We start from the raw sequence: 13,132 nt of genomic DNA, 5'->3' as shown, positions 1-13,132 counted from the left end.
ACATAATTGCGCTTGTCTTTGGAAGACTAGAACATGAAGTAAAGGAGAGTTATGTATGAAGTGGAAACATGTAATTGGTGATGTCGAGGTGAATCGGGATTTAGTATTACTCCTTATTATGGGGGGATTATACACACTTGCAATTTCTTTATCCAATACGTTTGTGAACATTTATTTATGGAAGCAAACGCAAAACTATTTGAACTTAGGGTTGTATAATTTAGCAAGTGTTGTGTTGCAGCCAATCACATTTCTCCTCGGGGGGAAATTAGCAAAAAGAATCGATCGCGCTATTTTGCTGCGAATAGGTGTAGGAACATTAGCAGTTTTTTTTATTGTTGTTTTACTGACAGGAAAACATGCTTCGCAATACATTTTGCTAATTGGTGGCCTTTTGGGGATTGGATACGGTTTTTATTGGCTTGCATTTAATTTGTTAACATTTGAAATTACAGAACCAGAAACACGTGATTTCTTTAATGGTTTTCTCGGTCTTCTTACATCTTTTTCTGGGATGATTGGACCGATCGCCGCTGGGTATACCATTTCACGTATGGAAAAGTGGAGCGGTTATACTGTTGTGTTTTTTCTTTCATTAACCTTGTTTACAATTGCCGTTGTCATCAGCTTTTTTTTATCCAAAAGAGAATGTGAAGGCCGTTATGAGATTGTTCAAGTAGTAGAAGAACGTAAGAGTGATAAAAACTGGGGGAGAATTACACGCGCTCATTTTTTTCAAGGGCTAAGAGAAGGGACGTTTATCTTTGTTATCTCAGTATACGTCTATTTAGCATCAGGGAGTGAATTTGCATTAGGTAAGTATAGTTTAGTTAATTCTGCTGTTTCCTTTGTATGTTATTACTTGGTTGCACGTATGCTGAAAAAGGAATGGAGAAAAAAGGCGATTTTACTTGGTGGAATTATTTTATATGCCGTTGTATTTTTGGTCATTTTTCAAGTTACATATGTAAAATTGCTTATTTATGCAGCTTGTATTGCAATTGCATACCCAATTTTACTCGTACCATATGGGTCTATGACATATGATGTAATTGGAAGGGCAAAGCAGGCAAAAGAGTGGCGTGTTGAGTATATTGTTGTTCGAGAGTTATGGTTAAATGGCGGAAGAATATGTTCCATTTTAAGTTTTCTATGCGCAGTATCATTCTTCCCACCAGAAAAAAGTTTACCAGTTTTATTATGTATTCTCGGATCTGGACATTTCCTTATTTATTTTGCTGTAAGAAATGTCAAATATGGTGAGCAGAATATGAATAAAGCAAGTGTTTTGGCACCTGAAACAACGCGAAATCATACTGAACCAGAAGGTTAACTTCTGCCTTATTTTATGCTAGAATAAAAAGACATGTAAAACAGCAGTGAGGACACCTGTAGCAGGTGTCCCTTTCCTATTACATAGCTGCTGGTAGAGGGGGTTCGTATGAGTAAGAAGAAAAAAAAGAAGACCCACGTTCCGTTTCGGCTAAACGTGTTGTTTTTTTGCGTGTTTTTAATGTTCTCCGCGGTTATTGTAAGGCTTGGGTTCGTACAAATTGTTCATGGAGAGGATTATAAAAATGAGGTTGAGAAAAAAGAAAATTCAACGATTAGTAATCCAGTCCCACGCGGGAAAATCTTTGACCGATATGGACGTGCTGTTGTAGATAATGATCCTGTTCGTACGATTACATTTACAAGAATGAAGGGGTCAGATTCAAAAGAACGTTTAGAGACAGCCAAAAAACTTTCAAATCTCATCGAAGTATCATTAGAGAAATTAACAGAACGTGATAAGAAAGATTATTGGCTAGCTATGCATGAAGAGGAAGCGAAAGCAAAAATTACAGATAAAGACAAAGCTGAATTTAAAGCGAAAAAGATTGATGATAAAGAAATTGCTGAGCGCCAGCGAAAGCGTGTGACAGAAGCAGAAATTAATCAATTAACACCAGAAGATTTAGAAATACTGGCAATTAAGAGTAAGATGGACGGCGGCTATGCAATGACGCCACAAATTATTAAAAAACAAGTAACACCAGAAGAATATGCTGTAGTTAGTGAAAATTTAGCGTTATTACCGGGTGTAGATACGACAGTTGATTGGGATCGTAAATATGCCTATGATGACATGTTCCGCAGTGTACTTGGGGGCGTAACAACTTCAGATGAAGGGTTACCAAGAGAAAGATTAGATTATTTCCTTGTTCGAGATTACAATCGTAACGACCGTGTTGGCAAAAGTTATATTGAACAACAATATGAGGATGCTCTTCACGGTACAAAAGCAGAAGTAAGAAATGTTACGGACAAAGAAGGTAACATATTAGAAACGATAAATGTTTCCAAAGGTCAACGAGGAAACGATTTGAATTTAACAATTGATATGGAATTGCAAAAGCGTGTAGAAGAAATTATTACAAAGAATTTAATGCAACTTAAAGGGGCAGAACCAACGTTAGACCGGGCATTTGTTGTGATGATGAATCCGAAAAATGGTGAAGTGTTATCCATGGCTGGAAAGCAACTTGTGGACGAAGACGGAACAACAAAAGTACAGGATTATGCATTAGGAACAATGACAAGTTCGTATCCGATGGGTTCAACAGTAAAAGGAGCGACATTACTGACAGGGTATCAAACGGGGGCTATTAGACCGGGGGATGTTATGTTTGATGAACCAATTCAATTTAAGGGTACAAAACCTAAGAAATCATGGAAAAACATGGGGTATATTGATGATCTTACCGCTTTAAAACAGTCTTCTAACGTATACATGTTTAGAACAGCTATGAATATTGCCGGAGCGCAATATACTAAAGGTGGGACGATAGACATTAAGCAAAAAGCATTTGATGATATGCGTTATTATTTCGGTCAATTTGGTCTTGGAGTGAAAACAGGTATTGATTTGCCGAACGAATCGGCTGGACTTCAAGGTAAAGACGCTACACCTGGTTTCTTATTAGATTTAGCGATTGGGCAGTATGATACGTATACACCGCTTCAGCTTGCGCAATATGTATCGACAATCGCAAACGGCGGTTATCGTGTACAGCCTCAGGTGGTAAAAGAGATTCGTCAGCCAACTTCTAAGTCAGATGAAGTTGGAAAAGTAATTCAGTCAATGGAACCGAAAGTATTGAATCGTATTGATATGCCTGAAGAACAAATTAAACGTATTCAAGAAGGGTTTAGACAAGTGTTTAATGATTCGGGTGGTACGGGTACAAAATACTTTACTGGTGCACCGTATAAAGTTGCTGGAAAAACAGGAACTGCGGAAACACCTTATGGTGGTGACAAACCTAAGCCAATCGGAAGAGATGCTGATGGGAATCGCCGAATCATTTATAATTTAACATTAGTAGGCTATGCACCGCTTGATAACCCAGAAGTAGCGTTCTCTGTTGTAGTGCCATGGGTAGAGAGTGATAAGTCTGGAATTAACGGGAATATCGGACGTCAAATCATGGATGCTTACTTCGATTTGAAAAAGCAAGAAGTAACAGGAGAAACACCGAAAGATGACAAGAACAAAAAAGATCAAGAAGAATAGAAAAGTATAAACTTGGCACACTATCTCAAAAGATAGTGTGCTTTTTTGTGCATTTTATGCATACGCTGTAGTAAAGATGGACGAGCCTTTAAAAGAAGGGTGCTACTTCGGTGAGAAGAAAGAGTGGATATCGGTAGGGGGGATGGTATCATTTACAATTTATTATGTTGAACTTTACAAAACTTTTACAAACAATTAAAACCGGATTAATAGTTCGGCATTATTCTTATATTTGTAATCCTGTTATTTTAGGATACTTCTAGGAGGAGCTTACACGTGAAGTGGACGAGAAAACCGATTAGGTTGTTAGTAATATCGACATGTATTTTTTGTTCGTATCTGTCGACTGCATCTGCTGCGAATGAATGGGGAGAAGTGAAAGTTGATGGATCCTCGACTGTTTTTCCTATTATGGAGGCAGTAGCAGAAGAGTATGCGAAGAAAGAGCCGCGTGTGAAAATTTCTATAAGTATTTCTGGGACAGGAGGCGGATTTCATCGATTTGGAAAAGGGGAAGTGGATATTAATAACGCTTCACGTTCGATGAAACAAGTAGAAGAGAAATTTATGAAGGAAAATTCCATTCAGTTTACACCATTTGAAATTGCTTATGATGGTCTCACAATCATTGTGAATCCTCAAAATACATGGGTGAATAATATGACAATAGAAGAGTTACGCCTATTATGGAGCGAAGATGGGAGAACGAAACGATGGTCACATATTCATTCAGGATGGCCGCATGACAAAGTGCAGTTTTATGCACCAGGTGTGGACTCTGGCACGCATGATTACTTTCAAAGTGTCGTCTTGCAAAAAAATCGTCTTGCAAAAACAGTTTCCTTATCTGAAGACGATCAAGTCATTATGCAAGGAGTAATGAATGATAAAAATGCAATAGCATTTGTGGGATATGCGTATTATATGGCAAATCGAGATAAGGTAAAAGCTATAAAAGTAAATGGTGTACTCCCGACAAAAGAAACGATTCAATCTGGTGAATATAAGCCGTTGTCTCGAGCGCTATTTGCTTATGTAAATCATCACTCGATTCACAATAAAAGCAGTGTGGCAGATTATATCGCATTTATGATTAGGCATGTAGGAACTTTAGCCGAAGAAGTTGGTTATGTAAAGCTACCACAAGAGAAATATAATGAACAGCTGCGAATGTTAACAGAAATAAAAAGATAATGTCAGGGTGGAAAGGGGTTTTCATCTTTGGCTCGTAATGACAAAAGTCAGATTACGTTTTCTGTGCAACATTTGATTGAAAGAAATACAATCAGAAGAAAAAAAACGCAGCGAATCAATCAAATCGTTCCATTACTGTTAAAGGCAATTGCTAGTGTATCTATTCTAACAACGATTGGCATTATTGTTACATTAGCAAATGAAACGATGATGTTCTTTCGTGAAGTATCGCTATATTCTTTTTTCACTGAAAAGGAATGGCTACCTTTTTTTGAAGATCCTAAGTTTGGGATACTGCCTCTTATATGTGGGACGGTACTTGTAACAGTGATTGCCATGGCAGTAGCAATTCCAATTGGCCTAGGGTGTGCCATATTTTTAAATGAGTATGCTTCAAATTTTGCTAGAAAAGTATTAAAGCCATTATTAGAACTATTAGCAGGTATTCCTACAATTGTATATGGTTTTTTTGCGTTAACGGTTGTCACACCAATGTTGCAGCGAATGATTCCGGATTTACAATTTTTTAATGCGATTAGTCCAGGGATTGTTATAGGGCTTATGATGGTGCCCACTATAGCTTCTCTTTCTGAAGACGCAATGGGCGCTGTCTCACATGGCATAAAGGAAGCTTCGTTAGCATTAGGAGCAACGCGTTTAGAAACTGTGAGGCAAGTTGTATTCCCAGCTGCATTTACCGGCATTATAGCAGCAATTTTATTAGCAGCTTCTCGCGCAATTGGTGAAACGATGATTGTTGTCATTGCAGGAGGATCAACACCTAATGTATCGTTCGATCCAACACATTCTATTCAAACATTAACGGCCTATATTGTGCAAGTGAGCTTAGGTGATGCGCCTCATGGAACAATTGCCTACTATAGCATGTACGCAGTAGGGGCAACGTTACTTCTGTTTACATTCATGATGAATATGATTTCTCAGCAGATTATGCGTCGATTTAGAAAGGCGATATAAGATGCGTATGTTAAATCATAAGAGTATAGAAGAAAATATGAAGTCACGTTTTTGGAAGAATCAAATATACAAGTCGATTTTTTATATAGCCATGCTGTTTTCAATTAGCATACTTGTTTTATTGCTGTATCAAATTTTTGAAAAAGGTGTAAGCTACCTTTCCATTGATTTTCTAATGAATTTTGCTTCACGTAATCCGAAGCAGACTGGTATTGCCGCTGCATTGTCGGGGACAGTCTTGTTTATGAGTATTGTCATACCGGTTTCTTTTGTATTTGGAGTCGGTACGGCCATATATTTAGAACATTATGCAAATCGATCTATATTTACAAGAATAATAGAAGTAAATATTCAAACGTTAGCAGGAGTACCATCTGTTGTGTTTGGATTGCTTGGTTTAACAATTTTTGTATATGCTCTTCAGTTAGGGGAGAGTATAGTAGCGGCAGCACTTACGATGAGTCTTTTAGTTCTACCAACCGTTGTTGTGTCGAGCCAAGAGGCAATTCGTATGGTACCAAATGCTTTGTTAGAAGCTTCATACGGAGTTGGGGCTACAAAATGGCAAACGATGTATCAAGTTGTATTGCCAACGTCTCTTCCGGGAATTTTAACGGGGTGTATTTTGGCATTATCGAGAGCAATTGGAGAGGCAGCACCACTATTAGTTATTGGTGCACTTGCTTTTGCAAATTATATTCCATTTAATATGTTTGATAGATTTACAGTTTTACCAATTCAAATTTTCAATTGGATGAGTAGACCGCAAGAGGAATTTCAACATGTAGCAGCAGCTGGAATGATTGTTTTATTAGGATTATTGCTCATTATGAATGCGGTAGTCTTATGGTTACGAAATCGAAAATAAGTAGGACGTGGATGAAAGGGGACTTCAAGATGGTTGCGACATTAGTAAATGTAAAGGTGAAAAAGGAAGCGGAGATTGAGCCGGCAATGAAGAAGGTTGTATTTAATACGAAAAATTTAAACTTATGGTATGGGGAAGACCATGCGTTAAAAGATGTGAATTTAAGCATTCATGAGAATGAAGTAACGGCGATTATTGGACCAAGTGGTTGCGGGAAATCAACGTATTTAAAAACGTTAAATCGTATGGTAGAGCTAGTGCCTATCGTTCGAACAACGGGAGTAATCGAATATCGAGAGCGAAATATTTTCGATAAATCATATCCTGTTGAAGAACTGCGTACGCATGTTGGAATGGTATTCCAAAAACCAAATCCATTTCCAAAATCTATTTACGAAAATGTTGCATATGGTCCGAAAATTCATGGTATTCGTGATAAAAAAACAATAGATGCAATTGTTGAAAAAAGTTTACGCGGTGCTGCGATTTGGGATGAATTAAAAGACCGATTACATGATAATGCATATGGCTTATCTGGTGGACAACAACAACGCTTATGTATCGCACGTTGTTTAGCGATTGAGCCGGATGTTATTTTAATGGATGAGCCAACATCAGCGTTGGACCCAATTTCTACATTAAAGGTAGAAGAATTGATCCAAGAATTAAAGAAAGATTTTAGTATTGTAATTGTAACTCACAATATGCAACAAGCGGCGCGTATTTCGGATAAAACAGCTTTCTTCTTAAATGGTGAAGTTGTCGAGTACACAGATACGAATAAATTATTTACAACACCTACAGATAAACGAACAGAAGATTATATTACAGGACGATTTGGTTAATATCGTTCTTATATAAGAGTAGAAAGAAATGCCCCTCTTATAAGGGGCATTTATCGGTTTTATATACTAGTAATATTTCAAGGGGGAAATAGCATGGTAAGAGAACAGTTTCATTATGATTTACAAACATTGCAGCAAAAGGTAATTGAGCTTGGGGAATTAGCAAGAGAAGCCCTTTTGTTTTCTATGGAAGGACTTCAAAAAAGGGATGTAAAAAAAGCGTTAGAAGTTATTGATGGTGATTATCGTATGGATAACTTAGAAGAAGAAATCAATGATTTAGCGCTTATGCTAATTACAAAGCAGCAGCCTGTTGCAAGTGATTTACGAAGAATTTTTGTTTCTATTAAAACAGCAACAGATTTAGAGCGTATTGCAGATCATGCAGTAAATGTTGCGAAATCAACGATGCGACTTGGGGAAAAAGGTGTGTGTGTTAGTTTAAATAATATAGAAGAAATGTTCACGATTGCTATGGACATGTTAAATTTATCATTGGAAGCATATAAAGAAGAAAACTTAACATTTGCAAAACAGATTGCGGAAATGGATGATTCTGTTGATGAAATATATGGAAAATCAATTCGTGAATTTATATCTACCATTCCAGAACATCCTGAAGCAATCACACAAATTACACAATTATCATTTATTGCTCGTTATATTGAGCGTGTAGCAGATCATATTACGAACATTGCTGAAAATGTTTTCTATTTAGTGAAAGGGAAGCATTATTTATTAAATGAATAGGAAGAAGAGAGTAGCAGGTGATGGAATATTACCTGCTTTCTTTTGTCAAAACATGACAAAAAAAGCTCGTTGTCTCATTTAATTGATGATGATAAGATGAATCATAATGTAATATGGAAAAATGAAACAATAGCTAAGTTGTTAGGGTGAAAGATCTAACGAAAATTTTTTATTTAAATAATACAGAAAGCGCTTTCTGTATGAATCAAAAGGAATGCAAAGATTAATTTCTACATAGGCGACATACATATGATATACAAAGTCGTTCAACATTACAAAAGTGGAGGATGAATGTATATGAAGGGGGTTATTTTAGCTGGAGGAAAAGGAAGGCGTCTCAGACCATTAACATGTAGCTTACCAAAGCCAATGTTACGATTACTAGAAAAGCCGGTCTTAGAATATAACATAGAATTGCTACGGCAACATGGGATTTATGACATTGCGATTACGGTTCAATATATGAGTACTGCCATTCGGCAGTATTTTGGTGATGGGAGTAAGTGGGGGGTAAAGTTACATTACTTTGAGGACTCGCCACCCCTCGGTACGGCAGGGAGTATTAAGCAAGCAGAAACATTTTTAGACGAACCGTTTGTAGTAATTAGTGGAGATGCATTGACTGATTTTCAATTATCGGAAGGAATTGAATTTCATCAATGTAAGAAGAGGCTGGTAACGATGTTTGTGAAAGAAGTAGAGAACCCATTATCATTTGGTTTAGTTACGATGAACAAGGAGCAAGAAATCGTGCGCTACATGGAAAAGCCAAGTTGGAATGAGGTAATCTCAAATATTGTAAACACAGGAATTTATATAATGGACCCTGAAATTTTTTCTTATATTCCTTCTGGACAATTTGTTGATTTTAGTCATCATGTATTTCCGTTGTTAGAAAACAAAAATATGTTATTTGGATATAAAGAGGAAGGATATTGGTTAGATATTGGTACATTTGATCAATACCGGCAGGCACAGTTTGATTTACTGACAAAGAAAGTGAAAGTACAGCTTCCTTATACGGAAGTGTTGCCGATGGTTTGGATGGGAGAAGGAGTAACAATTGAAAAAGGAACAAAGATTCACGGTCCGTCTTTTATTGGATCAGGAGCAATCATTGGATCAGGGACTATTATTGAACCGTATTCTATTATCGGTAAGTACAGCATGATAGAAAATTATACACATCTTCAAAAAAGTATTGTACTTGCTCATACACATATTGGTAAACGGTGCGAACTGCTGGAAACGACTATTGGAGAAAATACGATAATTGAAGATGATGTTACTTTATTTCAGAACAGTGTTGTAGCCGATCATTGTCAAATTGGAAAAAATACAGTGATTAAACAAAATGGAAAGCTTTGGCCCTATAAAGTTATTGATAGTCATTCTATCGTTGCATCATCAGGAGTAATGGAACGTGAAAATACATCTGGCTGGTTACAAAAAAGCCGAATTGTAGGTAGAAGTAATATAGAAATAACACCTCAAGTTATAGTAAAAGTTGCGATGGCGTATGGTTCTCTTTTTCAAAAAGGAGAGCGTGTATTAGTTGGTAGCTATGAGGATGTAGAGGCGAATGCTTTTAAGAAACTGTTTCTACATACGATTCATGGTGTGGGCTTGCATACTGTGGAGTGTCAGAAAATGAATGAGTCTGCTTTTCAGTATGCAATCAATGAGATGGAATGCGCGGGAGGAGTTTTTTTTCGTTTAGAAAGAGAGCAGGGGCTTGTTATTCAATTGTATGGTGAGCAAGGAAAACGGTTAACGTATAAGCAGCAAAAAGAAATTGAGAACGTATATATGTCAGAAGCATTTCATTATGTATATGACAAAGAAATTGGAAGAAATGAAATGGTACATGTTTGTTTAGAGAATTATGTTGAAGCTGTTTTAGAGCATTTAGATGTTACGAAAATACAAAAGCAACAGTTTCATCTTCTTATTAACAAAAGGGATGAAATGTTTCAGCCGATTCTCATGTCCTTTTTGCAAAAGCTTGGGTGTACAGTGACATGGATTTATGCAGGCGAGCAAAAAGAACATGTGAAATTATTAATGAAATCTAGCAGAGCAAATATGGCTCTTATGTTTTATGAACAAGGGAATAAGTTTGAACTATATGATAATCATGGTGGTATTTACCATAATACAAATTTTGAAGAAATAGATGTACCTGATTTATTACTTGGATCGGTCGAAAATAGGTATCCAATCTCATTGAAATTAGGAGAATGTTATCTTCTTTTTTATATGAATGATGAAAAAAATAAGTTTCAAATCAGGTGGAAAAGAGACATTTTATATCGGATTGGAAAGTTATTCGAGTTAATTGCTAACCAAGGAAAAACGTTATCGGCTATGTTAGAGCAATCTCCACCTCTTTATTTATTATGCGATGAAGTTGTATGTTCCTGGAAAGAGAAAGGGAAAGTAATGGGCATGTTATTACAAGATAGGGAAACGAGAGAGGTTGAAGTATTAGAAGGAGTTCAATTTAAATATACTGAAAAAGAGTGGTCTTACATCGTTTCAGATGCAAAACATCCCAAATTTCTTGTTTATTCGCATGCAAGAAACCCAGTGATAGCAAAGGAAAATATGAAAAATCTTATAGAAAAAATTAGACAATATCAAAAGGTGTAGAATTTTTATTTTAAAAGTGGTATTATGGTATAGTCTGATTTAAGTTATTAGTGACTGGAGGGAAATAAGAATGCGTGTGAATATTACTCTAGCATGTACAGAATGCGGAGATCGTAACTATATCTCAAAGAAAAACAAACGTAACAACACGGAGCGTCTTGAGCTTAAAAAGTATTGCAAGCGTGACAAGAAGTCTACGTTACACCGTGAAACAAAGTAAGCAGTAGGAATATTTCCTACTGTTTCTTTTTTTTCTCGAGTTAACAACCAGTCGTGCAGCCCTTATTTAAAAGTGATAAACTATCCATAAGAAGATAATTTATTTTTTTGAGATAAAGATTCTTAAGTAGAGTAAAGTTTTACTTTATAGGGGGAAAAGTGTGTGAAAGAGGAGAAGATACGTTTACGTAAGCAAATATTGGAACAGATGAATTCCTTATCGAAAGAACAGCACGAAACTTTATCAGAACAGATTGTGTTTTCTTTATATGAACAAGAAGAGTGGAAAGAATCTGAAACAATTGGAATTACTCTTTCAATGGAACATGAAGTAAATACATATACCATCATTGAACAAGCATGGCGAGAAGGAAAAAGGGTTGTTGTACCAAAATGCAATCGAGATACAAGGACGATGACTTTTCGTCAAATTATAAACTTTGACCAATTAGAAACAGTATATATGAATTTACTTGAACCGATTCCTACATTAACAGCAGAAGTGGATGCCGAAGAAATTGATCTTCTTTTTGTACCTGGAGTTGCATATACAAGAAATGGTGAACGAATTGGATACGGCGGTGGCTACTATGATCGTTATCTTGCACAGTACAAAGGGAAAACGCTGTCATTGGCGTTTGCGTTTCAAATTGTGAATGATATTCCGACTGAGCCGTTTGATCAAAATGTGCACAAAATTATTACAGAAAAAGAAACAATTGTTTAAAATAGACTTGTATAGACAAATAAAAATTGACGAGCCTTTTTCTTGTTGATTATAATAAATATGTGAACGTTTTCTTATTATATTTCCATAATAAGTGGACATAGAGGGTGATGAAATGATATCCATTTATGATATTCAACAATTACTAAAAAAATTTGGAACGATCATTTATACAGGTGATCGAATCGCTGATTTACAATTAATGCAAGATGAACTACGTGAATTAAATCAATCACAGTTAATCGATCCAAAAGATTATCAAACAGCTTTATTTTTATTGAAGCAAGAGATTCAAAAAGAGATGAGCAAGTACTAGATAAAGGTAGGTTAGCAAAATGGAAGAAAAATGGTTAGTTGGTGTTGACCTTGGTGGGACAACGATTAAATTAGCATTTATTAATGTGTACGGTGAAATTTTACATAAGTGGGAAATCCCAACGAATACAAGTGAACAAGGCAAGCATATTACATTAGATGTAGCAAAAGCACTCGATAAGAAGTTAGAGGAGCTAGGTGAATTAAAAAGCAAGTTAATTGGTATCGGTATGGGTGCTCCTGGTCCTGTTCATGTAGCTTCTGGAATGATTTATGAAGCAGTTAACTTAGGGTGGAAAAACTATCCATTGAAAGACTTATTAGAAGTAGAGACAGGCTTACCTGTTGTTATTGATAATGATGCAAATTTAGCAGCGCTTGGTGAAATGTGGAAGGGCGCTGGTGAAGGAGCGAAAGATTTAGTTTGTATGACACTTGGAACTGGTGTTGGCGGTGGTGTCATTGCGAACGGTGAGATCGTGCACGGTGTAAGCGGTGCCGCTGGTGAAATTGGACATATTACAGTCGTTACAGAGAATGCATTCCCTTGTAACTGCGGAAAATCTGGATGTCTAGAAACTGTAGCTTCTGCAACAGGTATTGTACGTGTTGCAATGCAAAAGTTACAAGATACAGATAAAGAAAGTGTACTGCGTTCTATGTTAGAAGAAGAAGGAAGTATTACATCGAAAGACGTATTTGAGGCACTTGGAAAAGGTGACGTTTTAGCGGCAGAAGTGGTAGAAAAAGTAGCTTCTTATTTAGGATTAGCGGTAGCGAACCTTTCTAGTACATTAAATCCAGAGAAAATTGTAATTGGTGGCGGGGTATCAAAAGCGGGTGATGCATTGTTACAACCAATCCAGCGCTATTTTGAGCAATATGCATTTTCACGTGCTGTCAAGAGCACAAAGCTAGCGATTGCAACACTTGGAAATGATGCAGGTGTAATTGGTGGAGCTTGGCTTGTAAAGAAACATAAATATGAAGCAAAAATGATCTAAGTAGTGAGATTATGAGAAGAGGAA

12 protein-coding genes are annotated in these 13,132 nt (G+C 36.4%); all 12 read left to right on the top strand.

What is annotated here, in order from left to right:
• The first annotated feature begins 55 nt into the window (after positions 1-55).
• The 12 genes from AZF08_RS02980 to glcK all read left to right on the top strand — a co-directional run bounded on the left by AZF08_RS02980 (position 56) and on the right by glcK (position 13,108).
• Positions 56-1,333: an MFS transporter gene (locus tag AZF08_RS02980; protein ID WP_033672556.1), complete on the top strand. Its 1,278-nt coding sequence runs from the start codon at positions 56-58 to the stop codon at positions 1,331-1,333.
• 108 nt (positions 1,334-1,441) lie between these two features.
• Positions 1,442-3,556, top strand: coding sequence for a peptidoglycan D,D-transpeptidase FtsI family protein (locus tag AZF08_RS02975; protein WP_033672555.1), 2,115 nt, complete (start codon positions 1,442-1,444; stop codon positions 3,554-3,556).
• A gap of 276 nt (positions 3,557-3,832) precedes the next feature.
• Positions 3,833-4,750 carry a PstS family phosphate ABC transporter substrate-binding protein gene (locus AZF08_RS02970; RefSeq protein WP_033672554.1) on the top strand — a complete coding sequence of 306 codons (918 nt, stop codon included), beginning with the start codon at positions 3,833-3,835 and terminating at the stop codon, positions 4,748-4,750.
• Between the two features lie 27 nt (positions 4,751-4,777).
• Positions 4,778-5,728 (top strand): phosphate ABC transporter permease subunit PstC, encoded by a 951-nt coding sequence (gene pstC / locus AZF08_RS02965; protein ID WP_033672553.1) that lies wholly within the window; start codon positions 4,778-4,780, stop codon positions 5,726-5,728.
• Position 5,729: 1 nt separating this feature from the next.
• On the top strand, positions 5,730-6,596 hold the full coding sequence (gene pstA / locus AZF08_RS02960; RefSeq protein WP_033672552.1) for a phosphate ABC transporter permease PstA: 867 nt from the start codon (positions 5,730-5,732) through the stop codon (positions 6,594-6,596).
• Positions 6,597-6,625: 29 nt separating this feature from the next.
• The gene (gene pstB, locus AZF08_RS02955; RefSeq protein ID WP_033672551.1) at positions 6,626-7,441 is read left to right on the top strand and encodes a phosphate ABC transporter ATP-binding protein; all 816 of its coding nucleotides are present in this window, start codon (positions 6,626-6,628) and stop codon (positions 7,439-7,441) included.
• Positions 7,442-7,534: 93 nt separating this feature from the next.
• Positions 7,535-8,191 (top strand): phosphate signaling complex protein PhoU, encoded by a 657-nt coding sequence (gene phoU, locus AZF08_RS02950; RefSeq protein ID WP_033672550.1) that lies wholly within the window; start codon positions 7,535-7,537, stop codon positions 8,189-8,191.
• Positions 8,192-8,488: 297 nt separating this feature from the next.
• Positions 8,489-10,843, top strand: coding sequence for a sugar phosphate nucleotidyltransferase (locus AZF08_RS02945; protein WP_033672549.1), 2,355 nt, complete (start codon positions 8,489-8,491; stop codon positions 10,841-10,843).
• A gap of 70 nt (positions 10,844-10,913) precedes the next feature.
• Positions 10,914-11,063: a 50S ribosomal protein L33 gene (gene rpmG, locus AZF08_RS02940; RefSeq protein WP_001265618.1), complete on the top strand. Its 150-nt coding sequence runs from the start codon at positions 10,914-10,916 to the stop codon at positions 11,061-11,063.
• A gap of 162 nt (positions 11,064-11,225) precedes the next feature.
• On the top strand, positions 11,226-11,789 hold the full coding sequence (locus AZF08_RS02935) for a 5-formyltetrahydrofolate cyclo-ligase (protein ID WP_033672548.1): 564 nt from the start codon (positions 11,226-11,228) through the stop codon (positions 11,787-11,789).
• Positions 11,790-11,904: 115 nt separating this feature from the next.
• A complete protein-coding gene (locus AZF08_RS02930) occupies positions 11,905-12,105 on the top strand; it encodes a YqgQ family protein (protein ID WP_033672547.1) in 201 nt (66 codons plus the stop codon).
• Between the two features lie 19 nt (positions 12,106-12,124).
• Positions 12,125-13,108 carry a glucokinase gene (gene glcK / locus AZF08_RS02925; protein WP_033672546.1) on the top strand — a complete coding sequence of 328 codons (984 nt, stop codon included), beginning with the start codon at positions 12,125-12,127 and terminating at the stop codon, positions 13,106-13,108.
• Positions 13,109-13,132: the final 24 nt, after the last annotated feature.

The sequence above is a fragment of the Bacillus gaemokensis genome, assembly GCF_001590835.1.
Lineage (GTDB): Bacteria > Bacillota > Bacilli > Bacillales > Bacillaceae_G > Bacillus_A > Bacillus_A gaemokensis.
Note: the sequence above shows the minus strand (reverse complement) of the source record. Positions and strands in the feature narration are given on the sequence as shown.